The sequence below is a fragment of the Escherichia sp. 20412-1 genome (assembly GCF_003027595.1).
GTDB classification, from domain to species: domain Bacteria; phylum Pseudomonadota; class Gammaproteobacteria; order Enterobacterales; family Enterobacteriaceae; genus Escherichia; species Escherichia marmotae.
Genome location: NZ_PYQM01000013.1, coordinates 26405 through 52452 on the forward strand (window position 1 = coordinate 26405; position 26048 = coordinate 52452).

Annotated in this window: 21 protein-coding genes and 2 pseudogenes; 14 read left to right on the forward strand and 9 right to left on the reverse strand. The window is 50.9% G+C overall.

What is annotated here, in order from left to right:
- The first annotated feature begins 26 nt into the window (after positions 1 to 26).
- From C7B16_RS11340 to C7B16_RS11385, 10 genes and pseudogenes are all read left to right on the forward strand, one after another.
- Positions 27 to 1037 carry a zinc-dependent alcohol dehydrogenase gene (locus tag C7B16_RS11340; protein WP_000357978.1) on the forward strand — a complete coding sequence of 337 codons (1011 nt, stop codon included), beginning with the start codon at positions 27 to 29 and terminating at the stop codon, positions 1035 to 1037.
- 69 nt (positions 1038 to 1106) lie between these two features.
- A complete protein-coding gene (locus tag C7B16_RS11345) occupies positions 1107 to 2540 on the forward strand; it encodes an MFS transporter (RefSeq protein WP_107179715.1) in 1434 nt (477 codons plus the stop codon).
- 101 nt (positions 2541 to 2641) lie between these two features.
- Positions 2642 to 3991: an MFS transporter gene (locus C7B16_RS11350; protein WP_010376781.1), complete on the forward strand. Its 1350-nt coding sequence runs from the start codon at positions 2642 to 2644 to the stop codon at positions 3989 to 3991.
- Positions 3981 to 4868: an aldose 1-epimerase gene (locus C7B16_RS11355; RefSeq protein ID WP_001517343.1), complete on the forward strand. Its 888-nt coding sequence runs from the start codon at positions 3981 to 3983 to the stop codon at positions 4866 to 4868. Before C7B16_RS11350 ends, C7B16_RS11355 begins: the two co-directional genes overlap by 11 nt.
- A 140-nt stretch (positions 4869 to 5008) precedes the next feature.
- On the forward strand, positions 5009 to 5608 hold the full coding sequence (gene yihX, locus C7B16_RS11360) for a glucose-1-phosphatase (protein ID WP_000965690.1): 600 nt from the start codon (positions 5009 to 5011) through the stop codon (positions 5606 to 5608).
- Positions 5602 to 6474 carry a virulence factor BrkB family protein gene (locus C7B16_RS11365; protein ID WP_000920721.1) on the forward strand — a complete coding sequence of 291 codons (873 nt, stop codon included), beginning with the start codon at positions 5602 to 5604 and terminating at the stop codon, positions 6472 to 6474. Before yihX ends, C7B16_RS11365 begins: the two co-directional genes overlap by 7 nt.
- The gene (gene dtd, locus C7B16_RS11370) at positions 6471 to 6908 is read left to right on the forward strand and encodes a D-aminoacyl-tRNA deacylase (RefSeq protein WP_000560983.1); all 438 of its coding nucleotides are present in this window, start codon (positions 6471 to 6473) and stop codon (positions 6906 to 6908) included. Before C7B16_RS11365 ends, dtd begins: the two co-directional genes overlap by 4 nt.
- A gap of 44 nt (positions 6909 to 6952) precedes the next feature.
- Entirely contained in the window at positions 6953 to 7894 is a 942-nt protein-coding gene (fabY, locus tag C7B16_RS11375) for a fatty acid biosynthesis protein FabY (protein ID WP_001517342.1), read from the forward strand.
- A 426-nt stretch (positions 7895 to 8320) separates the two neighbouring features.
- A pseudogene (locus C7B16_RS11380) lies at positions 8321 to 8540 on the forward strand (CopG family transcriptional regulator).
- A gap of 21 nt (positions 8541 to 8561) precedes the next feature.
- Positions 8562 to 8690 (forward strand): annotated as a pseudogene (locus C7B16_RS11385) (PIN domain-containing protein); the annotation flags it as partial.
- A 36-nt stretch (positions 8691 to 8726) separates the two neighbouring features.
- On the opposite strand, the gene fdhE reads toward C7B16_RS11385, so the two are convergent.
- The 4 genes from fdhE to fdnG all read right to left on the reverse strand — a co-directional run bounded on the left by fdhE (position 8727) and on the right by fdnG (position 14369).
- Positions 8727 to 9656 carry a formate dehydrogenase accessory protein FdhE gene (gene fdhE / locus C7B16_RS11390; protein ID WP_000027717.1) on the reverse strand — a complete coding sequence of 310 codons (930 nt, stop codon included), beginning with the start codon at positions 9654 to 9656 and terminating at the stop codon, positions 8727 to 8729.
- Positions 9653 to 10288, reverse strand: coding sequence for a formate dehydrogenase cytochrome b556 subunit (fdoI, locus tag C7B16_RS11395; protein ID WP_000829020.1), 636 nt, complete (start codon positions 10286 to 10288; stop codon positions 9653 to 9655). Before fdoI ends, fdhE begins: the two co-directional genes overlap by 4 nt.
- The gene (fdoH, locus tag C7B16_RS11400) at positions 10285 to 11187 is read right to left on the reverse strand and encodes a formate dehydrogenase O subunit beta (protein ID WP_000331381.1); all 903 of its coding nucleotides are present in this window, start codon (positions 11185 to 11187) and stop codon (positions 10285 to 10287) included. The genes fdoI and fdoH overlap by 4 nt, the downstream gene beginning before the upstream one ends.
- Before the next feature lie 125 nt (positions 11188 to 11312).
- Positions 11313 to 14369, reverse strand: a complete 3057-nt coding sequence (gene fdnG / locus C7B16_RS11405; protein ID WP_077688246.1) for a formate dehydrogenase-N subunit alpha — start codon at positions 14367 to 14369, stop codon at positions 11313 to 11315.
- 193 nt (positions 14370 to 14562) lie between these two features.
- Here fdnG and fdhD point away from each other — a divergent pair, with 193 nt between their 5' ends.
- The 4 genes from fdhD to C7B16_RS11430 all read left to right on the forward strand — a co-directional run bounded on the left by fdhD (position 14563) and on the right by C7B16_RS11430 (position 21271).
- The gene (fdhD, locus tag C7B16_RS11415) at positions 14563 to 15399 is read left to right on the forward strand and encodes a formate dehydrogenase accessory sulfurtransferase FdhD (RefSeq protein WP_000753581.1); all 837 of its coding nucleotides are present in this window, start codon (positions 14563 to 14565) and stop codon (positions 15397 to 15399) included.
- Between the two features lie 462 nt (positions 15400 to 15861).
- Positions 15862 to 17697 (forward strand): ATP-binding protein, encoded by a 1836-nt coding sequence (locus C7B16_RS11420; protein ID WP_107179716.1) that lies wholly within the window; start codon positions 15862 to 15864, stop codon positions 17695 to 17697.
- A gap of 1 nt (position 17698) precedes the next feature.
- On the forward strand, positions 17699 to 20005 hold the full coding sequence (locus C7B16_RS11425) for a hypothetical protein (RefSeq protein WP_001517338.1): 2307 nt from the start codon (positions 17699 to 17701) through the stop codon (positions 20003 to 20005).
- Positions 20006 to 20215: 210 nt separating this feature from the next.
- Positions 20216 to 21271: a YiiG family protein gene (locus C7B16_RS11430; protein ID WP_107179717.1), complete on the forward strand. Its 1056-nt coding sequence runs from the start codon at positions 20216 to 20218 to the stop codon at positions 21269 to 21271.
- Positions 21272 to 21352: 81 nt separating this feature from the next.
- Here the strand turns inward: C7B16_RS11430 and araD are convergent, their stop codons facing one another.
- From araD to yiaO, 5 genes are read right to left on the reverse strand one after another with little or no spacing between them, the layout of a single operon-like run.
- Entirely contained in the window at positions 21353 to 22048 is a 696-nt protein-coding gene (araD, locus tag C7B16_RS11435) for an L-ribulose-5-phosphate 4-epimerase (protein WP_000893178.1), read from the reverse strand.
- Complete coding sequence (locus tag C7B16_RS11440) at positions 22042 to 22902, reverse strand: L-ribulose-5-phosphate 3-epimerase (protein ID WP_010376764.1); 861 nt, start codon at positions 22900 to 22902, stop codon at positions 22042 to 22044. The genes araD and C7B16_RS11440 overlap by 7 nt, the downstream gene beginning before the upstream one ends.
- The gene (gene ulaD / locus C7B16_RS11445; RefSeq protein ID WP_001517334.1) at positions 22895 to 23557 is read right to left on the reverse strand and encodes a 3-keto-L-gulonate-6-phosphate decarboxylase UlaD; all 663 of its coding nucleotides are present in this window, start codon (positions 23555 to 23557) and stop codon (positions 22895 to 22897) included. Before ulaD ends, C7B16_RS11440 begins: the two co-directional genes overlap by 8 nt.
- Positions 23554 to 25050, reverse strand: coding sequence for an FGGY-family carbohydrate kinase (locus C7B16_RS11450; protein ID WP_107179718.1), 1497 nt, complete (start codon positions 25048 to 25050; stop codon positions 23554 to 23556). Before C7B16_RS11450 ends, ulaD begins: the two co-directional genes overlap by 4 nt.
- Positions 25051 to 25053: 3 nt before the next feature.
- The gene (yiaO, locus tag C7B16_RS11455) at positions 25054 to 26040 is read right to left on the reverse strand and encodes a 2,3-diketo-L-gulonate TRAP transporter substrate-binding protein YiaO (protein ID WP_000776924.1); all 987 of its coding nucleotides are present in this window, start codon (positions 26038 to 26040) and stop codon (positions 25054 to 25056) included.
- Positions 26041 to 26048: the final 8 nt, after the last annotated feature.

Here is a 26048-nt window from a genome sequence, read left to right on the forward strand (position 1 = left end):
ATGGATAACGATTCTGGAGAATAATGATGGATAAAATTACCCAGGTTTTATTTTCAGATATTGGGAAAGTCACCACTCAATATGTTGAAGTACCACACCAGCAACTTAAACCGCACGAAGTACGGATTGCGCCTGTGTTCTACGGGATATGCGGATCGGATCTGCATGTTTTGAAAGGCGGTCATCCGTTTGCCAAACCGCCAGTCGTTCCCGGTCATGAAATTGCAGCGCGTGTTACGGAAGTGGGTAGCGACGTCAAACATGTACAGCCGGGCGATCATGTGGTTGTCGATCCCATCATGGCTTGCATGGAATGCCGGGCCTGCAAAGCAGGGCGTTTTAATCTTTGTGAACCACCGCAGGTTGCCGGTTTTCGCGCGCCGGGCTTTGCTCGCTCACAGCACATTGTTCCTGCGCGTAATTGCCATGTCGCACCAGCCTCTTTACCGCTAAAAGTGTTGGCCTTTGCCGAACCGGCAGCGTGTGCTCGTCACTGTGTTAACCGAATGCCGAAGGCTTCTCTGGAGAGCGTACTGGTGATTGGTGCTGGAACAATTGGCTTATCCATTGTGCAGGCACTGCGCATTATGGGGGCAGGAAAGATTACCGTGATTGAACCTGACGCGGCCAAACGTGCACTGGCGTTAAAATTGGGTGCTGCAGAGGTTTGGGCACCGGGAGAACTGGCCGCAGATGTGCGATTTACGGGAGCGATTGATGTCGTTGCAGCGCAGGCCACGCTTAATGATGCCTGTACCCGTGTGTATGCCGGAGGCACCGTTGTGTGTATGGGCGTACCGAGTGGGCCGCGTGAAATACCACTACCGATGATGCAACGTTTCGAGCGTGACTTGCTCAACTCTGGCATGTACATCCCTGAAGATTTCGATGCCGTTATCGAATGGCTGGCGGATGGGCGGTTTGATACCAGTGAGCTGGTTACCGATTTATTTGCCATTGATGACGCAGCGGCAGCATTCGAACGCGCGCAGCAAAATGACTCCATAAAAGTCATGCTGCAATTTGCGCCGGAATGATTTTCTAAATCTCTGTCTGGCGCTGCGCTACGTCAGCGCCACCCTACAACAATTAAAAAGGACACTGCGATGAGTCAAATCACCAGTCCTGCAATTTATTCAATTAGTCGTCCACAGGACGTAATTGATATTGTTAATAAGAACTCTGCGATCAACACCAGTATCGGCGTTATTTTTATTGCTTTGGGCGGCATATTGATTGATGCCTATCAGGCGGCGATGGTGGGGTTTGGTAATAAATATATTGCCGCTCAATTTGGTATTTCTCCTGGGCTTGCCGCAACCGTTAATGCTTCAGTATTAATCGCCGCATTAATAGGTGGTTTATTAGCGAATCGGGTCATCAACCGCTTTGGGCAAAAGCGAGCATTTATTATTGGCATGGGGTTATGCACCATCGGTGCTGCTGCGGTGGCTATTGCGCCCAGTATCTGGTGGGTGCTGGTGTGTCGCGTCATCATGGGCTTTGGCTTAGGCATCGACTTCCCTTTGGCAACCAATGCCGTGGCAGAGCTTCGTGGTTCAACGTCGAAGAAAACCGGAACGTCGGTCAATCTCTGGCAAATGGCCTGGTATGTTTCAACTACCGTTGTCTATCTGGTGCTTTTGCCTCTGCTTCTGTCTGGTATTGCTGAAGAACAGTTGTGGCGTTACGGAATATTCATCGGGGCTATTTTCGCAGTCATCTTCATGATTTTGCGTTACGTCTTTATCGGTGAATCCGCAATGTGGGCCGCACGCGTCGGGCGTTACCAGGAAGCATGCGACATCCTGGGAAAACGTTACGGTGTTCAGGCTCGCGTTGCGACATCGGGTACAGCAGAAGCCAGATCCGCGGAAAAGGTAGAGAATAAATACAGAGGTGGATATGGCATCTTATTTAATGATCGTTACCGCAAACGCACCATCCTCGGCTGTGTCGTGGCAACCATGCAGGCGTGGCAATATAACGCTGTAGGTGTTTATCTTCCTCTTACCCTGGCGGGAATAATAAGTGGCGGGCTTACTGGCGCGTTGACGGGTTCTGCCGTCGTGAATGCCCTTTGTGGGGTAACCGGCGGGATGATCGGCTCGTTTATTCTCCAACGATTAGGTACCCGCCGACAGTCCATGTATGGATTTGCCGTTGTGACCTTAGCATTGCTGTCGTTAGGCGCACTGGCGACGACTAATCCCTGGCTGTCTTTAGGGTTGTTGGGATCAATTATTTTCTTCCATTCAGCGGGGCCTGGTGGGTTGGGCATGACCATTGCCACACTCTCATATCCTCCTGCTATTCGCCCTACTGGGGTGGGATTTGCCCGTGCGATTATGCGCACCGGTGCGATTGCCGGGCTTATTTTCTGGCCGATGCTGTGGGGTGCGTTGAAAACTGAAGCGTTTTACTGGTTGGCAATTGTGCCATTCCTGGGATTCCTGACCTGCGTATTGATTAATTGGGAACCGTTGGGGGCGAATGTGGATGCCGAAGACGCGGAAGTTCTGGCGGAATTGAACAAATAAACATAACGCGTATCGGCATCAGGTCGATGCGCGTATTTATCAGACTGCCCACTTTGTAGTGGGTTATTCCCCAATTTCTCGCCGACCAGGAGAGGAAAATGATGTCTGAAACGTTACCTACACCGCAAGAAGGACTTTCCGGTAAAGCCATGAGACGTGTCGTAATGGGCAGTTTCGCGGGCGCGTTGATGGAATGGTATGACTTCTTTATTTTTGGCACGGCAGCAGGGCTGGTATTTGCTCCGCTTTTTTTCCCGAACAGCGATCCTTTTATAGGTCTTATAGCCGCCTTTGCTACCTTTGGTGTCGGTTTTTTGACTCGTCCCTTAGGTGGCATCGTCTTTGGCCATTTTGGCGATAAAATTGGGCGAAAAATAACGCTTATCTGGACACTGGCTATTGTCGGTTGCTCCACATTTTTGATTGGTTTTATTCCGACGTATCAGGAAATTGGGATCTGGGCACCGCTCATATTAATGGCGCTGCGCTTAATTCAGGGCTTTGGTCTTGGTGGCGAGTATGGCGGAGCGGCATTGATGACCATTGAATCTGCGCCCGAATCCCGGCGCGGTTTTTTAGGTTCGCTCCCACAAACGGCTGCATCAGTGGGGATTATGCTGGCAACCGGTATTTTTGCGCTCTGTAACCATTTACTGACTCAGGAACAGTTTCTCTCCTGGGGATGGCGTATTCCGTTCTGGCTTTCTGCGGTGATGTTGATCGTTGGGTTATTTATCCGCCTGCATACTGAGGAGACACTGGATTTTCAAAAGCAAAAAACGACGAATAATAAAGAAAAGTCCGTTCCTCCGTTGATTGAATTATTCAAAAAACATCCGCGAAATATTTTATTAGCGCTGGGCGCGAGGCTGGCAGAGAGTGTCTCCTCCAATATTATTAACGCCTTTGGTATCGTTTATATTTCCAGCCAATTAGCATTATCGCGAGATATTCCTCTGACGGGCATGTTGATTGCCTCGGCGATCGGTATTTTCAGTTGTCCGTTGGTCGGGTGGTTATCAGACCGTATAGGTCAAAAATGTCTGTATTTGTCAGGTGCGGGATTTTGTGTCCTGTTCGCGTTTCCTTTCTTCTTATTACTGGATAGTAAAAGTACGCTCATCATCTGGTGCAGTATGATCCTCGGCTATAACTTAGGCCCGACGATGATGTTTGCCGTGCAGCCGACACTTTTCACCCGCATGTTCGGCACCAAAGTACGATATACCGGTCTTTCTTTTGCCTATCAATTTTCCGCAATACTTGGCGGACTAAGCCCCCTTATCGCCTCAAGTTTGCTGGCGCTGGGAGGGGGAAAACCGTGGTATGTCGCTCTGTTTTTATTTGCTGTCTCAGTTCTTTCCTTTGTTTGCGTCTGGCTGATTGAGCCGACCGATGAACAAGAAACCGCTTCTTACCGCTACATCAGGGAACAATCTCATGAAAACTGAACGGAATAACGAGCATTATCTGGCGCTACAACAGGCGTTTGACGCGCCCTGGCCTGGGCCTGTGGGAGAGTCTGTGACGCTGGAAAAAGGCAGTATTCGCCTGCAGATTTATCCGCATGATGGTGCCAGGATCACCTCATTACAGGCATTTGGTTGTGAAGTATTACGCCAATGGCAGCCGCAACGCAGAGCTTTTCAGTACGGCTGTTTCCCAATGGTGCCGTGGGCAGGGCGATTGGGGAACGCGACGCTGAATGCTGGTGGGCAATGTTATTCTTTACCCGCCAATAAACCACCACATGCGTTACATGGTATGGCGTGCTATTCAACATGGGAAATTATCGCCAAAACAACAGATTCCCTGACTTTACGTATGCCTCTGGCTTCACCGTGGCCATGGCAAGGGGAAGTGATTCAGACTTTTTTGCTGGAGAACGATGCGCTGGTTTTACAACTGGAAATCCATTCACATGCCGATACATTCCCGGCCTCTGCGGGCTGGCATCCGTGGTTTGCGAAAAAGCTGGCTCCGCAAAGTACAGCGTCGTTGCAGGTACTTTTTGATGCGGACTGGCAAGAAGAAGCGGGTAGTGATGAACTGCCAACAGGAAATCGCATCTCTCCTCAAGTCGGCCCCTGGGATGACTGTTTTGGTTTTTATGACGGGTTAAAGGTTAAGTTACTGTGGCCAGGTAAACTCGCGATGACCATGACTTCTTCAGCAAACAGTCTGGTTGTATTTGATAAACAGCCTGATGCCACCTGTGTTAACCCGCTTACTCAGGCACCTAACGCAATAAATCTAACGCCGGAATTTGTGACACCAGATAAGCCGCTGGTCATCGAAACCCGTTGGCAATTTACGCCTGAATCTTAACCATTCATCTAATGCGAAAAAGTCAGTGAAATTACTCTGCTTTTTCGCAATCAGCGTCACAAGATTACCCTTATTGCCACATAGCCAAACCCATCCTTTCCCGCTACAGTTAATTTCCTGTGGTGTGAAAGGAGGCAAAAATGCTCTATATCTTTGATTTAGGTAATGTGATTGTCGATATCGACTTTAACCGTGTGCTGGGAACCTGGAGCGATTTAACGCGTATTCCGCTGGCGTCGCTTAAGAAGAGTTTTCATATGGGTGAGGCGTTTCATCAGCATGAGCGTGGGGAAATTAGTGATGAAGAGTTCGCTGAGGCGCTGTGTCATGAGATGGCCTTACCGTTAAGTTACGAACAGTTCTCCCACGGCTGGCAGGCGGTGTTTGTCGCGCTACGCCCGGAAGTGATCGCCATTATGCATAAACTGCGTGAGCAGGGGCATCGCGTGGTGGTGCTTTCCAATACTAACCGCCTGCATACTACCTTTTGGCCAGAGGAATACCCGGAAATCCGTAGCGCTGCCGACCATATCTACTTGTCGCAAGATTTAGGTATGCGCAAACCGGAAGCGCGAATTTACCAGCATGTTTTGCGGGCAGAAGGTTTTTCACCAGACGAGACGGTCTTTTTCGACGATAACGCCGATAATATAGAAGGAGCTAATCAGCTAGGTATTACCAGCATTCTGGTGAAAGATAAAACCACCATTCCGGACTATTTCGCGAAGGTGTTATGCTAAAAACCATCCATGAAAAAGCCAGGCATCGTACCCGTCCGCTATGGGCCTGGCTGAAACTACTCTGGCAACGCATTAATGAGGACAACATGACAACCCTGGCAGGTAACCTTGCCTACGTGTCATTGCTCTCATTAGTGCCGCTGGTTGCCGTTGTTTTTGCACTTTTCGCCGCGTTTCCCATGTTTTCTGACGTCAGCATTCAGTTGCGTCATTTTATCTTCGCCAACTTTCTTCCTGCCACAGGCGATGTTATCCAGCAATATATCGAACAGTTTGTTGCCAACTCCAACAAGATGACCGCCGTCGGGGCGTGTGGTCTGATCGTCACGGCATTATTGTTGATGTACTCCATCGATAGCGCGCTGAATGCCATCTGGCGCAGTAAACGGGTTCGCCCCAAAATTTATTCGTTTGCTGTGTACTGGATGATCCTGACGCTGGGGCCGCTGCTGGCGGGGGCCAGTCTGGCGATCAGCTCCTATCTACTCTCCCTGCGCTGGGCGAGCGATCTCAATACTGTCATCGACAATGTGCTGCGTATTTTTCCGCTGTTGTTGTCGTGGATCTCCTTCTGGCTGCTGTACAGCATTGTTCCTACCATTCGCGTACCTAACCGCGACGCGATTGTCGGCGCGTTTGTCGCCGCACTCCTGTTCGAAGCAGGAAAGAAAGGTTTCGCGCTTTATATCACCATGTTCCCGTCATATCAGCTCATTTACGGTGTGCTGGCGGTGATCCCCATCCTCTTTGTCTGGGTCTACTGGACATGGTGTATTGTCTTGCTTGGTGCAGAAATTACTGTCACTCTCGGGGAATACCGCAAACTTAAACAAGCTGCTGAACAAGAAGAAGACGACGAACCATGATTGCATTAATTCAACGCGTAACCCGAGCCAGCGTCACCGTGGAGGGAGAAGTGACGGGCGAAATTGGCGCGGGACTTTTGGTGTTATTGGGTGTCGAAAAGGATGATGACGAACAGAAAGCAAACCGTCTGTGCGAGCGTGTGCTCGGTTATCGCATTTTTAGCGATGCTGAAGGCAAGATGAATCTCAACGTGCAACAGGCGGGCGGCAGTGTGCTGGTTGTTTCCCAGTTTACCCTTGCCGCAGATACCGAACGGGGGATGCGCCCCAGCTTCTCCAAAGGCGCTTCACCGGATCGCGCAGAGGCGTTATATGACTATTTCGTCGAACGCTGCCGTCAGCAGGAAATGAACACGCAAACAGGACGCTTCGCTGCCGATATGCAGGTATCGCTGGTCAATGATGGTCCCGTGACATTCTGGTTGCAGGTATGAGCCAGCTTCCAGGTGTGTCACGGGAAACAAGAGAGAGTATCGCTATGTATCACCTTCGGGTTCCACAAACAGAAGAAGAATTAGAGCGCTACTATCAATTCCGCTGGGAGATGTTGCGTAAACCCCTGCATCAACCGAAAGGTTCTGAACGCGACGCCTGGGATGCGATGGCGCATCACCAGATGGTCGTCGACGAGCAGGGTAATCTGGTGGCAGTAGGGCGGCTGTATATCAATGCCGATAACGAAGCCTCCATTCGTTTTATGGCCGTTCATCCCGACGTGCAGGACAAAGGCCTGGGCACGCTGATGGCGATGACCCTGGAGTCGGTAGCGCGTCAGGAAGGCGTTAAGCGCGTGACCTGTAGCGCCCGTGAAGACGCGGTGGAGTTTTTCGCTAAGCTGGGGTTTGTGAATCAGGGGGAGATCACCACCCCAACCACCACGCCGATTCGCCATTTTCTGATGATTAAACCCGTCGCTACTCTGGATGACATTTTGCATCGCGGCGACTGGTGCGCCCAGCTCCAGCAGGCGTGGTATGAACACATCCCGTTAAGCGAAAAAATGGGCGTGCGCATTCAGCAATATACCGGGCAAAAATTTATCACCACCATGCCGGAAACCGGCAATCAGAATCCGCACCACACGTTGTTTGCCGGGAGTTTATTCTCTCTGGCAACGCTCACCGGTTGGGGGCTTATCTGGCTGATGCTGCGCGAACGCCACCTCGGCGGAACGATTATTCTTGCCGATGCGCATATCCGCTACAGCAAGCCGATTAGCGGCAAACCTCATGCGGTGGCCGACCTCGGTGCGTTAAGCGGCGATCTCGACCGTCTGGCGCGCGGGCGTAAAGCGCGGGTGCAAATGCAGGTCGAAATCTTTGGCGACGATACGCCAGGCGCGGTGTTTGAAGGCACATATATCGTTCTGCCCGCGAAGCCATTTGGCCCGTATGAAGAGGGCGGGAACGAAGAAGAGTAGGGCGGCCGTTTTAATTAAATACCGGTTGGTGGCGGCACTGACCGGTCTGCGATGGGCGATAAATTTTATCTTAAGCCTGATGCGGTAAATACGCTGACTTTTTCGGGTACACTATCCTGATGATGTAAATGAAGACCCAGTCAAAAAACAAATATCCTTGAATATAATATATTCATAGCACCATAACTCGTCCTTATTATTTGTTGTCGCTTTTCTGTGGATGCGATCCGACCTAATTAAGAGTAATAAACAATCATGGGCGATGCTAAACGATTTTTTAATAATAATTAAAATAACTGTAACTGTTGCATTGTTTCTGGAAAGTGTCTCGCAAAAACAAAACCACATGCGGAAACCAGCTTTCGTTAATTAATTTTCCAGTGTAAGTTTCATACATTAATTAACAGTATATGTTAGGTGGTAACGATGGCGATGAATACGGTTTTTCTTCATTTGTCAGAAGAGGCAATTAAAAGACTGAACAAACTCAGGGGCTGGCGTAAAGTTTCACGATCTGCAATTTTACGCGAAGCGGTGGAGCAATATCTGGAGCGGCAGCAATTTCCGGTACGTAAGGCAAAGGGAGGCAGGCAAAAGGGGGAGGCGCCAGGTGTTGAAGAATCCGTGTAAGGTGCATGAGGAATGACAAAAAGACTTTTTCATTCTTGAATATAAAATCAAAAAGCCAGATGCCATTATTCTGGCAACGGCACAGATTTATGGCTGCGAACTGGTAACGCGAAATACGAGAGATTTTGCGGGAATAGCAGGTGTTGTCACACCCTATGAACTGTAATCCGGGCGACCTGTGCCCCCCGGAAAACGTCAGAGATTACTCCCCTTCACCCGGGAACAGGAACGGGTTGATGGAACTGCGGGCGTAGCCTTCTTGCTCCATTCGCGCGTCCAGTACCAGAGAGGCGAGGTCATCCGCCACAGCTTCAACTTTTGGATCTTTTTCCTGATAAAGAATCTTCAGGTAAGTGCCGCAGTCATCACAGCTTTCGGCTTTAATTGCAGCCTGTTCGTCATCCAGCGACCAGTAGTGCAGTTTGCCGCTCTGTTCGCAGTTGCTGCATTTTACGCGCACCACGTGCCATTCGGTTTCGCACAGGTTGCAGTGCAGATAACGCAGGCCCTGAGTCGTGCCGATTTGCACCATGCTGGAAACCGGCATCGAACCACAAACCGGGCAGTACTGACGTTGTTCGCCATATTCTGCACGGGCTTTGCCAGGGATCAGATTAGCCATCTGTGCCCAATAGAGCGACAACGCGGCCCAGATAAACGGCGCTTTATCACTGCTGACTGACGAGAAATCAGAGGTAAACAGCGCGTTGGCCATATCTTCCAGTTCCTGGGTCGATGCCTTCTCCAGATTCTCAATCACAGCCAGCGCCGGACCGCTCATTTCAGGTTTCAGTTCAGCAATCAGCGCCATCAGCAGTTTTTGCCAGTGCTTGTCACGCGGCAGTACGTGAATATCCAGCGGTGGCTTGCCCTGTGCGCTTGCTTCTTTAATGCGTGTGGTCAGATCCATCTCCAGCGGATGGTCGTACAGCACCACTTCCTGGGCGTGGGCGATAAGCGCAGCAAAGCGCAGGTAATCACCCAGCGGATTATTTTCTGCCAGCTCGCGCAGACGCTCGGCGCGGCGGTTGTATAAATTTTTGAGCCGAGGGAACAATAACGGCGGAATCATATCCGCCGTACGTTTCTCGCTCGAACCCAGCTCATCTTGCGGGATTATGCGAATACTCATTCAGCTTTCTTTTCCGTTGTCTTGCGGACTTCACGATACCAGCGTGGATGGTGTTTCTTCGCCCATGCGCTGGTAACCCATCCTTCCACCATGGCGGTAATCGTGCCTTTCACCCAAAGGGCGGCGTAGATATGCACCATGATAACCACAATTAACGCCACTGCGGCAAATGAATGCAGCATTAACGCGAATCGGATCACCGGGATTGAGAAAGCAGGCGCAAAATAAGGACGCCAGATAATCACACCGCTCACCAGCAGCAGGACCAGGAAAATAATTGCCGCCCAGAAAACGCATTTCTGACCGAAGTTATAACGCCCGGTGTCACCTACTTCCTCGTTGACGACGATCTTACGAATATTCTTCGCCCAAAAGATATCATCCCGATTGATTAGGTTGTGATGCCAGTAACGGAAAAACATGATGATGAACGAGGCAAACATAACCACGCCAACAAACGGGTGCAGAATTCGCGCCAGTTGCGGCGTGCCCATGATTTGCATCAACCAGTTGAAAGAGGGGAACAAAAATCCCATCCCGCTTACCGCCGCCAGGATGAAGCAGAAGGCGGTGATCCAGTGGTTGATACGTTCCGGTGCGGTGTAGCGCACGATGGTGTCACGTCGTTTCATTTGCGCTCCTCGTCTTTCTCTTCGTGCAGATTATTCTCTTCCTCATCCGCACGGTTCGGACCGACACCCACGTAGTGGAAGATACTGGCCGCAAAGGTAGCCGCAAAGCCAACAGCCGCGAGCGGTTTCCAGATGCCTTTCCAGAATTTTACGGTTTGGCTGATTTCCGGATTTTCCGGCAAGCCATGATACAGATTCGGCTTGTCAGCATGGTGCAACACATACATCACGTGTGTACCACCGACGCCAGCCGGATCGTACAGACCTGCATTGTCGTAACCGCGGGTTTTCAGCTCAGCCACGCGCTCGCTCGCCAGCGTTTTCATCGACTCTTTCGTACCGAAGTGAATCGCGCCTGTCGGGCAGGTCTTCACGCAGGCCGGTTCTTGCCCAACCACTACACGGTCTACGCACAGCGTACATTTGTAGACGCGGTTGTCTTCCGGATTGAGGCGAGGAATATCGAACGGACAGCCCGCGATACAATAACCGCAGCCAATGCACTGCTCGGACTGGAAGTCGACGATACCGTTGGCATACTGAATAATTGCCCCTTCCGCCGGGCACGCTTTCAGGCAGCCTGGATCGGAACAGTGCATACAGCCGTCTTTGCGGATCAGCCATTCCAGTTTGTCGTTTTGCTCCACTTCCGAGAAGCGCATCACCGTCCACGATTTGGCGCTTAAATCATTAGGGTTGTCATACACCCCAATGTTATTGCCGACGGTATCGCGAATGTCGTTCCACTCTGAACACGCCACCTGACAGGCTTTACAGCCGATACAGGTGGTGACGTCGATGAGTTTCGCCACTTCTTCCTGGAAATCCCGCGCCTGAGGGGCGGGGGTCAGACCGTTAGTCGCGGAACGACGAATGATATCTTGAGATTGGTAAGCCATATTTCGTCTCCGTACCCTTCATCTTTCAGCTTGCAGGTTCGCTGGCTTCCTTATTCATCCCGGTCACATAGTGTTTCTGCTCCCGGTCTTCATGGCGTTGCCAGCTCCCTGCAATCTGAAATCTATTAGGTATCCACCTTTTCCACATTCACGAGGAAGGATTTAAACTCCGGCGTCTGCGTGTTCGCATCACCGACGAATGGCGTCAACGTATTGGCAATAAAGCCTTTTTTCGCTACGCCTTCATAGCCCCAGTGAATCGGAATACCGATGGTATCGATATCTTTGCCGTTCGCTTTCAGCGTGCGAATACGTTTGGTCACCACTGCTTTGGCTTTGATATAGCCGCGGTTGGAGGAGACTTTCACGGTATCGCCCTGGGCAATGCCAAGTTTGTTCGCCAGCGACTCACCGATTTCCACAAACTGCTCTGGCTGCAAAATCGCGTTCAACAGCGCGTGTTTAGTCCAGTAGTGGAAATGCTCGGTCAGACGATAGGTGGTTCCGACATACGGGAACTTATCGGCTTTACCTAATGCTTCAGCGTCATCTTTAAAGATACGCGCAGCCGGGTTTGAGATAACGTTTGGATGCAGCGGGTTAGTCCCCAGCGGCGTTTCAAACGGCTCGTAGTGTTCCGGGAACGGACCCTCCGCCATTTTATCGAGGGCAAACAGACGACCCATGCCTTCCTGCTGCATGATAAACGGCCCGACGCCGCTGCCCGGAGGCGCTGCGCTGTAGTCTGGAATATCCCAGCCGGTCCACTTGGTGCCGTCCCATTTCAGCAACTGACGCTTCGGATCCCACGGGTTACCCTGCGGGTCTGCGGAGGCGCGGTTATACAGAATGCGGCGGTTAAGCGGCCATGCCCATGCCCAGCCCAACGTGTTACCGAGGCCAGACGGATCGGCGTTATCACGACGCGCCATCTGGTTGCCTTCCGGCGTCCAGCTACCGGCGAAAATCCAGCAGCCACAGGAGGTTGTTCCGTCATCACGCAGTTGGGCAAACGAGCTAAGTTGTTGGCCTTTTTTAACAATGACCGCTCCGGTTGCCGGGTCGGTAATATCGGCCAGCGCCTTACCGTTGCTCTCCATCGCCACTTCTTCTGAAGATGGCTCATGCGGAATGGCGTAGTTCCAGGTCATGTTCAGCACCTGATCCGGATTTGCGCCGCCCTGTTCGGCATACATCTTGCGCAAGCGCAGGAAGATACCGGAAAGGATTTCGCCATCAGTCAGCGCAATCCCCGGGGCGTCCGCGCCTTTCCAGTGCCACTGCAACCAGCGACCGGAGTTAACGATAGAACCGTTTTCTTCCGCGAAGCAGGTCGATGGCAGACGGAACACTTCGGTCTGGATCTTCGAAGAATCGACTTCGTTCAGCTCACCGTGGTTCTGCCAGAAGTTAGAGGTTTCAGTGTTCAGCGGGTCGATGGTCACGAGGAACTTCAGTTTCGACAGACAACCGATCACTTTGTTTTTGTTCGGGAATGAGGCAACCGGGTTAAAGCCCTGGCAGATATAGCCATTGACCTTGCCCTCTTTCATCATCTCGAAGTATTGCAGGACGTCGTAGCCTTTATCCCACTTCGGCAACCAGTCAAAGCCCCAGCTATTTTCCGCCGTTGCTTTATCGCCAAAGAATGCTTTCATCATCGAGACGAAGAATTTCGGGTAGTTGCTCCAGTAGTTGACCTGACCTTCCAGCAGCGGTTTCGGCGTGCTGGCGGCGAGGTAGGTTTGCAAATCGGTTTGCTTCTCGCTCGGTAGCGTCATGTAACCCGGCAGGCTCTGCGACAGCAGCCCCAGATCCGTCAGCCCCTGAATGTTGGAGTGACCGCGCAGGGCGTTAACGCCACCGCCTGCCATCCCCATATTGCCGAGCAGCAACTGGATCATCGCCATCGTGCGGATGTTCTGTGCACCAACGGAGTGTTGCGTCCAGCCGAGCGCGTAGAGGAACGAGGCGGTTTTATCGTGAGCACTGGTTTCTGCGATGTATTCGCAGACTTTCAGGAACGCGTCTTTTGGCGTACCACAAATGTTTTCAACCACATCTGGCGTATAACGGGAAACGTGCTGTTTCAGCAGGTTCCATACGCAACGTGGGTGTTGCAACGTGGTATCGCGTTTGGCAAAGCCGTTTTCGTCCAGTTCATAAGTCCAGCTAGACTTATCGTACTTGCGTTTTTCCGCGTCGTAGCCGGTGAACAGGCCATCTTCAAAGCCGTAATCCTCACGCACGATCAGGCTGGCGTTGGTATAGGCTTCGGTGTATTCGCGGTTGAATTTTTCATTGTTCAGCAGGTACAGCAATACGCCTGACAGGAAAGCAATGTCAGTACCGGAACGAATAGGGGCATAGTAGTCAGCCACCGCTGCCGTACGCGTAAAGCGAGGATCGATCACAATCAGCTTCGCGCCGTTGTGAATTTTGGCTTCCATCGCCCAGCGGAATCCGACCGGGTGAGCTTCAGCGGCATTACCGCCCATCACCACAACAAGGTTGGCGTTCTTGATGTCGACCCAGTGGTTGGTCATCGCACCGCGACCAAATGTTGGAGCAAGACTTGCTACCGTTGGTCCGTGTCAGACACGCGCCTGGTTGTCGACCGCGAGCATACCCAGCGCGCGCGAGAATTTTTGCGTTAAATAGCCGGTTTCGTTACTCGACGCGGAAGCACACAGCATCCCGGTGGAGAGCCAGCGGTTAACAGTCACGCCTTCGGCGTTTTGCGCAATGTAGTTAGCATCGCGGTCTTCTTTCATCAGTTTGGCGATGCGATCAAACGCCTCTTCCCAACTGATTTGCTGCCATTTATCAGAACCAGGTGCACGGTATTCCGGGAACTTCAGACGGCTTTCGGAGTGGATGAAATCCACCAGGCCAGCGCCTTTCGGACAAAGCGCACCGCGGTTGACCGGGTGATCCGGGTCACCTTCGATATGGAAGATAGATGCTTTGGCGTTTTTTGCTCCGTCACCGAGGCTGTACATCAGCAGCCCACAACCAACAGAACAATAGGTGCAGGTATTACGGGTTTCGCGGGTGCGCAGCAGTTTATACTGCCTTGTCTCCGCGAGTGCTACGCTGGGTGCAAAACCCAGTGCCGCTGCCGTGGTGCCTGCCATACCGCCAGCGCAGATCTTAAAGAACTGCCTTCTGCTGACCTGCATGGATTGCTCCTTGTTTCGACATTGTCACGTCCCATTTACATTCGCTTGCTGCGCGTGCAGGGAGTGGGAGTTATTTTTCTTTGCGGAAGAGGCCGCAAAGGTCCAGAATTGGCTCAATTTCCCTCCATCCAGGAAGGGTTTGTAACAGAATACCATAATCTTGGTGTGTGTGTTCTTATCTGGTTAAGAGAAAGTGAAAAAAACACAGCAAAAAGAAATCGAAAATGTGACAAATATCACAGGGATGCGTCAAATTGAGTTATGGCGGCGTGATGATTTACAACATTCCCGGCTTGATGAAGTCGCGGAAGAAGTTCCCGTTGCGTTGGTCTACAACGGTATTTCGCATGTGGTGATGATGGCCTCGCCAAAAGACCTTGAGCTCTTTGCGCTCGGTTTTTCGCTTTCAGAAGGAATTATCGAAAACCCGCGTGATATCTTCGGTATGGACGTTGTTCCTTCCTGTAACGGTCTTGAAGTGCAAATCGAGCTTTCCAGCCGCCGCTTTATGGGGCTGAAAGAGCGCCGCCGGGCGCTGGCCGGGCGCACGGGCTGTGGTGTCTGTGGCGTAGAGCAACTTAATGACATTGGTAAACCGGTGCAGCCACTGCCGTTCACCCAGACCTTTGATCTCAACAAACTGGATGACGCATTACGTCATCTCAATGACTTCCAGCCCGTGGGGCAATTGACCGGTTGTACGCACGCCGCCGCCTGGATGCTGCCTTCTGGTGAACTGGTGGGCGGACATGAAGACGTGGGTCGCCATGTAGCGTTGGATAAACTGCTGGGTCGCCGGGCGCGGGAAGGCGAAAGCTGGCTGCAAGGTGCGGTGCTGGTTTCCAGTCGTGCCAGTTATGAAATGGTACAAAAGTCAGCGATGTGCGGCGTAGAGATTTTGTTTGCGGTGTCTGCCGCGACAACGTTGGCGGTGGAAGTTGCTGAGCGTTGTAACCTGACATTAGTGGGCTTTTGTAAGCCAGGCAGGGCAACGGTTTATACCCATCCTCAGCGTTTAATTCATCATTAAAAAATACCGCAATTCTGATTACGGGTTGCGGTTTTATTTTTTTTATTAAATAATCCTCAACATATTATTCAGCATTTAAATATAATTACTGTTTATTTGTAGTAAATATACTCGTTAACTCCGGCGGTTAAAGATATACTTCTCTCACGTTACGTGATGAATTAATGATTTTATTTATATGGACGTTTTGAACTAATCATCGTATCAATAAATAAAAACGTGTAACTAATGAGTAAAGGGAAACAACAATTTTATTCCAGCATTAAAAACAGCAATAAGTATTACTGACAAAATGCAAAATATTTTTGTCGGATGCGGCGAAAACGCCTCATCCGACCTGTAAATCGTACAGATTTAATGAATTCCGTAGGCCTGATAAGCGCAGCGCATCAGGCAATTTCGTGTTTGTTGTCAACCTCAATGTATTTTCAATAGTGGGTGATGGATTATGAGTATTGAAAAATGAGTACATTACAGTTACCAGGCAGTTCATATTCAACAGAAGTTAATTTAAACGGCTTAATTGAGGTGCTCAGCAAGCATCTTTACTCCACACCTGTGGTTGCCGTGCGCGAACTGGTGCAGAACGGGCATGATGCAATTGTGCGTCGCAGGATTGAGCAACCTGATGCACCAAAGGACAATCTAATCCGTGTGGTAGCTGACGTGGCGAAGTCCACCATCACCATTAGCGATACCGGCGCAGGCCTGACGGAAAGTGAAATTCATGGCTTTCTGGCAACGGTTGGTGTGGGTTATACCCGAATGTTACGCCAGCAGGATGACGATACGGGACTCATTGGCATGTTCGGCCTCGGCTTTTTGTCGGCCTTTGTGCTGGCAAAAGAGGTCACGGTGTTGACCACATCCTGGCAAACGCCGGATCAGAGCTGGAAATACCACTCTACCGACGGGCAAAAATACACCGTTACCCCGCATCAAAACTCGGCTCCGGGTACGCAGGTCATTCTGACGCTCAAAGAAGAGTACAGCCATCTGGCGAGTAACAATTTGCTGAACCGCGTTCTTTCCCGCTACTGCATATTGCTGCACGAGCCGGTCTATGTGGGCGATGCCAGCGAGCCGGTGAATAAACTCCAGCCGCCGTGGCGTGAAGTTGCCCCCGAAGGCGTAACCATGCACCGCGCGTTGGTGCAGCGTAAAAATCTCGCCTTTGCCGCCCAGTTTGAATCCTCCTTCGAACCGATTTGTACCATTCCGGTAGTACCGGCGGGGATGAGCGATGCCGTCGGGATTTTATGGATTCAGGATGGTGCAACTTATGGCACCAGCGATAACCGCAACCTGTCGTTGTTTTTGCGCGGCATGTTACTCGATGACGAAGCGCGTGAGCTGTTACCGCCCTGGGCCGGTTTTATTGGCGGTGTGATTGAATCATCGAAACTGACGCCGACGGCGAGCCGGGAAGATCTTCAGCGAGATGAAACCTGGGTTGCGGTGCAGGAGGCGTTAAAAGAGTCGCTGATCTCTGGTTTGTCCGATCTCGCACAAAACCAGCCAGAAATATGGCGACGGGTATTAATGCGCCATAACGAGGCGTTACTGGGTGCGGCATTGTGTGATGATCGTCTGTTTGATTTGCTGAAAGACCGTTTGCAGGTGCCAACCTCAAAAGGAGCGTTGCTGGCGAAAGATTTACGCATCAATAACAGCATTCATATTCTGTTAAGCCGCGACGGCGGTTTTGAAGAGATGTTGTTCCACATTCTGCAACGACCCGTTGCGCGTGGCGATCGCTATGCCGTGGTGCCATTTTTACGCCGTTGGGCGCTGTTATATCACTGCCGGATTATCGAAGTCGGTACGCAAACGGGTAATGAGCAGTTGTTCAGCCTGGCGGAGTTGCCCGAAGAGCAGGTTGCGTATCTGGAAGAGCAGCTCTGCGATGGTGAGCAATTAATTATTTCCCGCTTCGAACCGGCCGTTTTACCGTTAGTCGTCACGCCAGACCGGGAAGCGGAATTAAAACAAATTTTTGAGCAGGATGATGCCGATAAGCGCATCAGCACCGCGGCGTTAATGCTGGCGCGGCAATTTACTTCGCAAATCCAAAAGACCAAAACATCAAGTCTGTATATCAACCTTAATAATCCCTGCGTCATGCAACTGGTGACAGCATTACAACATCAACAGCAACCAGCGGCGGCATTACGGTTATTAAAATCGCTAAAAGTGATTTTGTGTTCCAGCGGTAATAAAGAGCAGCAGTGGGATTTACACCAGGCACTGGAAGATTTTACTCAGGTTATTCCTGTTTTAATTAATCAAGGAAAATAAAATGGATACATGGGAGTGGTACAATAAATATAGTCAGGAGTTGCGCGATGCCGGGCAAGAATATATTCCGCAACTTATTGATGATTTTTCAGAAGGTGTTTTGCATCTGCAAATGGAAAAGTGCGATTCATTATTACCGGAAATGAAAGCACTTAATCAGGTGGCAAAAAATCCGTGGCTGGAAATATTTATCGGACACTGGGAAATGCGCCATCGTCTGACTAACCACGAAGAAGGCGAAAAAGTGCTGCCTGATGTGGTGGCGCTGTTTGAAAAAGCACATCGGGAAGAGGCGAAAGATTGCCCGCAATCTATCTGCGTTACGCAGGATTTATCCGCCTGCTACGAGAATATAGATGCCCCAGGCTGGGCTAATGAACGCATGGCGGTATGTGAAGAGACCATCGCGCGCATTGATCCGACCTGGAGCTGTTTTATGTGTTTATCCTGCGAATATGCCAGCGCACTGGTGGACTCCAACAAAACAGAAGAGGCGTTGGTTTATATCGACAGGCAAATCGACGCGGTAAACGCAGCGGGGAGTGAATATTTAGAAGCGCTGCTGGCGACCCGTGCCGATATTTTGGTTGCCCTTCAGCGTTACGATGAAGCACGCAAATTGATTGATGAACTGGCAGAAGAAAATGATTACTGGGGACGCGACCGTATCAGTTATCAGTTGAAAAAACTGTACATCATGGCGTTATGCGGACAGGACGAAGAAGTCTGGAAGGAATTGCCGCGTTGGTCAGATCTGACTCCCTATTCATGGGGCATGTGGGTAAAGATTATTACCGTACTGCTTCCTCGCCATCCGCAGAGAAACCACTGGCAACTGGCGCGCATTATCCAACAAATGCTGGAGCATCGTTCGCAGGCTGGGGCGCACCGCAAAGTGGTTGATCTGGCAAAACTGCAAATCACCCTCGCGCTGGAACGTGAATCTGTCTGGGTTGCTAAAATGGCGATGAAACTGGCCCAGCGGCACATGCCGAAATTACGCGCGTTATTAGGTGTCGATCGTGAATTTCTCGAACTCAGCGAAAAAATCGCCGCCAAAGAGGCGGAGTTGCTTGCTCGCCCGATAGTGGAAGCATCTGAAAATAGCGATGAAGAAACGCAGCCAGATCCAGAAAAAGACGTAGAGGTATTCCGTCGTGCTTACCTGAACACGCCAGATGATGCGGAATTGCTGGGCAAACTGGTCAATGCATTAAACGCCTGTAATGCGATCAATGAGTCGATCGAACTTTTGCAATGTTACGTTGAAAGTCATATTGAGGAAGATAACGGTCTCTGTTTCGACCTGCTGGATTTGTTGCTTAACCGTGGCGATCAGCAAACCATTGAGCACCTGGCGAAGCTGTATGAACAGGCGGGGCTGCTACATATGGCGCTGTGGTTCCGCGCGCGAGTGATCAACCAACAGGAAGACTGGAGTGAACTGGAGACAATTGGTCAACAATTGCTGAAAAACGCAAAAGGGCGTGAGTGGCCAGGCGCTTATCGTATGTGCTCCTGGGCGGCGCAAAAACAGGATGCCTGGGATCGGCAACTGGATTATTTACAGCAATTACAGCAGCTTTTGATTAGCCGTGAAGAAGATATTCGCAATCTCCAGTGGGATATCATGGCGACCGCCAGCATCTTACAACAATGGGATCTGGTGCGTGCTATTGCAGCCGAGCTGGAAATAGAACTTACGGAAGGCGAAGGTTTTATCGACGAAAAATGGGGGTTATTGAACATCCGTTTCCGGGAAAACTTCGAATACCGCTATTACTATGCCCAGCGGATTGGGCCGGTAACGGCAAGGATTATAGAGCCGACTTACCGGACCGATTTCCCACAACATGTTGATGAAATTGTCGTTTTCGATGCGGAAATGTTGAATACCCGACCAGAAGACGAAGAAGAGCAGAAGAATTTCACTCCGCTCTATGGGTGCCTGCAAACCATTATCCCGACCGGGTACGGCGAGTCCTGGTTCTGCGAAGGTGTTATGCCTGGTGAAGAACAGTTTAATACCTTCCGTGAGGCGCTCCGTGAACGAAACTGGTACTACTGGAGCAACAGTAATGATGACTATACGTTAACGGACAGTCATCAGGGAGAAGATGCACAGCCGCTGTCTGCGTTCTACTTTGTCATCAGTGCACCGCGTTCAGTTTCTAAAGGTGATATCGATAAGAGCCTGAGTGAATTGACCGCTGACTGGGAACATCCGTTGTGCTGGTGGCGTCTTGCCAAAGAAGCCGGAGCAAATGAAGAGAAACATGCTGCTATTTCTGAACGTTATGGGATGTAATGCAGATTTAAATAACGGGGGCAGAAACTTCTCTCCCGCAGCGGTTAAACTGTTAATTGAATTAAGTCCTGTAATTTATATATGAAATTACAGGACTTATTCATTCAGTGAATTGTATCTATTTATTTATAAACAAAACGCGTGTAGTGACGCTTTCTTTTTTCCTTTATTATATTCACTCTCTTATTTATCTATTTATAAGGCAATTAAATGAAAAGGAATTTATTATCTTCAGCTATTATTATCGGCATAATGGCCCTCGGTATCACTGGCTGTGATGATAAAAAAGCCGAAACAGAAACTCCCCCGCCCGCCAATAGTCAACCTGCCGCACCTGCTCCTGAAGCGAAACCTACAGAAGCCCCCGTTGCAAAAGCAGAAGCTAAACCTGAAACACCTGCGCAACCGGTGGTCGATGAACAAGCGGTTTTCGACGAAAAAATGGATATCTATATCAAGTGCTACAACAAGTTACAGATCCCGGTACAGCGCAGTCTGGCGCGTTATGCCGACTGGCTGAAAGATTTTAAACAGGGACCAACGGGCAAAGAGAGTCATGTTTATGGCATCTACGGCATTAGTGAATCCAGTCTTTCTGAGTGCGAAAAAGGCGTGAAAAGTGTTGTGGCGTTAACGCCTGAGCTGCAACCTATTGATGGCGTAGCGTTGAATTATATTAATACCGCAGTCGCGCTGGGGAATACTATTAATGAAATGGATAAATATTACACCCAGGAAAATTATAAAGACGATGCGTTTGCCAAAGGGAAAACGCTGCACCAGACATTCTTAAAAAATCTTGAAGCCTTTGAACCTGTAGCAGAATCTTATCATGCGGCAATTCAGGAAATTAATGATAAGCGTCAGCTTGTAGAACTGAAAAATATTGAACAAAGAGAAGGGAAAACATTCCACTACTACTCTCTGGCTGCCATGATTTCAGCGAAACAAATTAATAACCTGATATCGCAAGAGAAGTTTGATGCAGAAGCGGCAATGAAGAAAGTGGCTGAACTTGAAACGCTGGTGGCGCAAGCCAAAGAAGTGAGTAAAGACAGTATGAATTCTCTCTTCACAGGGGCAGCAGACCGATATCAAATTGCATCTAAAAAATATGTTCGTCGTATCAGAGATAAAGTCCCGTATTCTGACTGGGATAAAAAGAAACTTCAGGACGCAAACACAAGCTGGATGGTCGAGGACTCATATCCGAAATCATTACAAGCTTATAATGAACTGGTCGGTAACTATAATCGCCTGCGTTAAACGTTTCTGATTTTTGTGCGCAATGTAATCGGAAGCATATCAATTCATCGTTCCGGGGCGATGAAGCCCCGGCGTGAGAGATTATTGTCCGTAATAGGCATTGGCCCCATGCTTACGCAGGTAGTGTTTATCCAGCAGTTCGTTTTGCATGGCAGGAAGCTGCGGCGCGAGTTGGCGTGAGAACAGGCCCATATAGGCGCATTCTTCCAGTACTACGGCATTATGCACCGCATCGGCGGCATTTTTTCCCCAGGCGAACGGGCCGTGAGAATGCACCAGCACCGCCGGAATTTGCGCTGGACTCCTGCCGCGTTCTTCGAAAGTTTCAATGATCACTTCGCCGGTCTGGTATTCATACTCGCCGTTGATCTCCTCTGCGGTCATCAGGCGCGTGCAGGGGATGGCACCATAGAAGTAATCGGCGTGCGTGGTGCCCCAGGCGGGGAGATCCAGCCCGGCCTGCGACCAGATAGTGGCGTGGCGCGAGTGGGTATGCACAATACCGCTGATTTCTGCATAGCGACGGTAGAGTGCCAGATGCGTTGGCGTGTCGGAAGAGGGCTTTTTGCTGCCTTCCACCACCTTACCGCTGGCTATTTCAATCACCACCATATCATCGGCGGTCATCACGTCGTACTCGACACCGGAAGGCTTGATCACCATCCATTGTCGCGTTTCGTCTACCGCGCTGACATTGCCCCAGGTGAACGTCACCAGATGATGAGCGGGAAGCGCCAGGTTCGCCGCCAACACTTCGGCTTTTAGTTGCTCTAACATATAAATCCGGCCTCCTGCATACGTGCTTCAATCCAGCGCCGCGCCTGAATAATTTCCAGCACCGGCTCATTGGCTTTTTCTGTCCACATCTCAATCAGGAATGAACCGCGATAATTCAGTTCATGCAGCGTTTTAAAGATGCCAACGAAATCAACGCAGCCTTCGCCAAACGGCACATCACGAAACTGACCAGGGCTTTGCTCTGTGACTGGTTGAGTGTCTTTCAGGTGAATAGCCGCGATACGGTCAATCCCCAATTTCAGTTCAGCGGGAACATCATTGCCCCAGGCGCTAAGGTTGCCGACGTCCGGGTAGACGGTGAACCACGGCGAGGCGAGCATTTCATCCCATTTTTTCCACTTGCTGATGGAGTTCATAAACGCGGTGTCCATAATCTCCACCGCCAGCATCACTTGCGATGCCGCCGCCTGTTCAACCGCCCACGCCAGCCCTTCAGCAAAACGTTGCTGCGTGCCTTCGTCATGGTCTTCGTAATAGACGTCGTAGCCCGCCAGTTGAATGGTACGAATACCGAGATCGCGTGCCAGACGAATCGCTTTGCTCATGATCTCCCGTGCTCGCTGGCGTACCGCCTCGTCACGGCTGCCAAAAGGAAAACGGCGATGGGCAGAAAGGCACATTGATGGAATGGCAACGCCTGTTTCGATCATCGCGGTGACCAGCGAAGCCCTTTGTGCGGCGCTCCAGTCAAGGCGCGCCAGACGCTCATCAGTTTCATCCACCGACATTTCGACAAAATCAAAACCGCAGCTTTTTGTCAGCACCAACCGCTCTGGCCAGGAGAGATTTTTTGCCAGTGCTTTTTCATAAATACCTAACGGATGATTACGCACGCGCGCCTCCCCAGATAGTATCGATTTGCGCATGGAAATCGGCAGCAACCTGTGTCGGATTTGCTGCGCCCGTCAGCGCTCGCCCGGCAATAAACGCCTTCACGCGGATATCTTTAAATAGCGGCAGGTCGGCAGGGGTAATTCCGCCGGTAATAGAAAGTTCGAGGCCGATATCAGAAAGTGCCTTCATACGTGCCAGATCGGTCTCGCCCCACTGCTGCCCGCTGGCCTGCGCGTCGCGACCACGATGATAAATCGCTTGTCGCACGCCAATTCGATACCAGTCGCAGGCGTCGTCCAGCGTCCAGTTGCCGAATAGTTCAATCTGAATTTCACCGCCGTAGCGTTGCGCCATCGCATGGCCTTTTTCTACCGTGGCGAGCGGTGCGGCGCAGATAATGGTCATCCAGTTGGCTCCCGCGCTAAACGCCTGTTGAGCGAGCGTTTCACCGGCGTCGGCAACTTTCCAGTCAGCGACGATGATTTTGTTCGGGCACTGTTCACGCAAGGCTCTCACCGCGCCAAGCCCTTCGTTTAAGCAGAGAATGGTGCCCGCTTCGACGATATCGACGCTGTCTTTTAACAGCGTCACGTCGCGCTGTGCGGCTTCAAGCGATGAGTGGTCGAGGGCCAGTTGTAGAAAAGGTTGGCTCATAAATGATGCTCCTTGATACGGACGTGATAGCCCTGAATTGCGGCAATTAAATGTTGATAGTGTTGATATTTTTGTTGGTAATGCTGATGTGCGGTCATGTCCGGTAGCAGTGTGCGTACCGGATGCTGCAAGCTGCGCTGGGCTTCATTGAAATTGCGATAAACCCCCGTACCGACGCGGGCGGCAAGCGCCGCGCCAAAACATCCGGTTTCTTCTACCTGCGGCAGTTCAATGCGTAAGCCGCTGACATCTGCCAGCATTTGCATCCAGACATCAGAATGCGCAGGGCCACCAGTGACGCGAAGGGTATGCACATCGGTAAAACGTTCACGCATCCGGTTGAGATGCGTCATGTGACTGAACACCACACCTTCATAAATGGCCTGCAACAGATGTGCGCGGGTGTGTATCGCCTGCATACCGTAGAAACCGCTGGTCATCTCGAGTCCGGCGTTGCTGCCGTACAGGAATGGCAGAAAAAAGAGAGTGCCATCGGCTTTTGGCAAGCTGGCAACGGCCTGGTTGATTTCATCAAATGAGATTCCTCCCCACTGCGCGGTAAACCATTCGAGATTGCCGGAGGAGGTCGGGCTGGCTTCGTGAACGATGAACTCACCGTCGTTGACGTAGCGGCCATAGACATACGGATGCGCTTCGCCGTCACGCAGACCTGATGTAATACCGCTGGTCACCGCCCAGGTGCCCATCACTGCGTTGAGGGTAAATTCGTCGTCGATCCCGGCGCAGAGCGCGGTGGAAACCACATCAAACAGACCGCCGACAACGGGCGTACCCGCTTCCAGACCGGTCAATTCGGCTGTCTGAGCGGTGATTTCCCCGCAAATTTCGGCTGAACCGACAACAGGCGGCAGGGCGTGATTGATTTCACTGATCCCCAGCCAGTCGGTGAGGCGTGGGTCATATTGCCCGCTGCTCATGTTGTAGAGATTGGACTCCGAAATATTGCTCTCTTCGCAGCCTTTTACGCCGGTTAAACACCAGCGCAGGTAGTCATGTGTCATCATCACGCAGCCAATTTGTGCATAGCGTTCTGGTTCGTGCTCTTTCAGCCAACGTAGCAGCGACACAGGATGCCCGGTCCACAGCGTTTGTCGGGTCAGTGGGTAGAGCTTTTCCGGTACGTCTTCTTCCTGCCAGCGACGAACGATTGCCATCGCCCGGCGGTCAGAGGATAAAATGGCGTTACCGAGCGGGTTGTTATTTTTATTTAGTAGAAACAATCCCTTACCTTGTGCCGAAATGCCGATGCCGACAATTTGAGCACCACTGACACCGGTATTTGCAAGCAGATCGCGAATGACGGAAGTGCAGCATTGCCACAGTTCTGCCATATCGCGCTCTACCCAACCTGGCTGCGGGCTTAATGCGCACAGCGGCAGGCGCTGCACGCCCGCCTCCCGGCCTTCGCGGTCATACAGTCCGGCTTTTAGCCAGCTACCGCCACAATCTAACCCCAGCCAGTATTGCGTCATGGTTTATTGCACCTCATCCACGGCTTTCAGCAGATCAGCACCCTGCGGAACATCTTTAACAAACATGTCGCGGATCTGAGTACCCAGGGCGTCGCTAAAGGCTTTGCGGTCAAGATCGGTGATGACTTCTACACCGGCGTCTTTCATACCGTCGATGATTTTTTGCTGATCTTCAGCAACCAGTTTGCGCTGGTAGCTACCCGCTTCTTGCGCGGAGGAGACCAGAGCTTCCTGCATCTGCGGGCTTAAGCCATCAAACTTCGCTTTGTTGATCACCACCAGAAGCGGTGAATAAGCGTGATGTGTCAGAGAAAGGTGCTTTTGTACTTCGTAAAATTTTGCTGACCAGACGACGTTGATCGGATGCTCTTGCGCGTCGATGGTGCGAGTTTCCAGGCCGGTATAGACTTCAGCAAATGGCATCGGGATTGGGTTGGCACCGAACACTTTAAATGCGGCGATATTCATCGGGCTGTTGTTGGTGCGAATCTTCAGTCCTTTCAGGTCTGCAGGGGTTTTTACCGGCGCGCGAGAGTTAGTCACATCACGCCAGCCGTTTTCCCAGTACGCCAGTACTTTCAGTCCTTTGCCTTCGAGGGAGGCTTTCAACTCGTCGCCCACTTTGCCATCGAGGGTTTTATGCGCGTGGGCGGTATCGCGGAACAGGAAAGGTACATCCAGCAGGTTTATCACGGGTGAGAGTCCCGCAAAGTTATTCGAGCCGGACATCTCCATATCAATGGTGCCACCGCGCACACCACTGATCATCGCCTGTGCATTGCCGAGGGTACTGTCCGGGAACAGTTTTAATTTCAGCTCACCTTTGGTTTTCTCTTGCAATAATTCATTGAATTTTTTTGCCGCAATATGTTGCGAATCGGTTTGTGATGTTTCATAACCGAAACGTAATGATTGTGCCGCCAGAGAAGATGTACTGAATGTAGCCACTCCGGCAATTAATAAAGCGTAGGTTACAGAACGTAATTTCATAATATTTT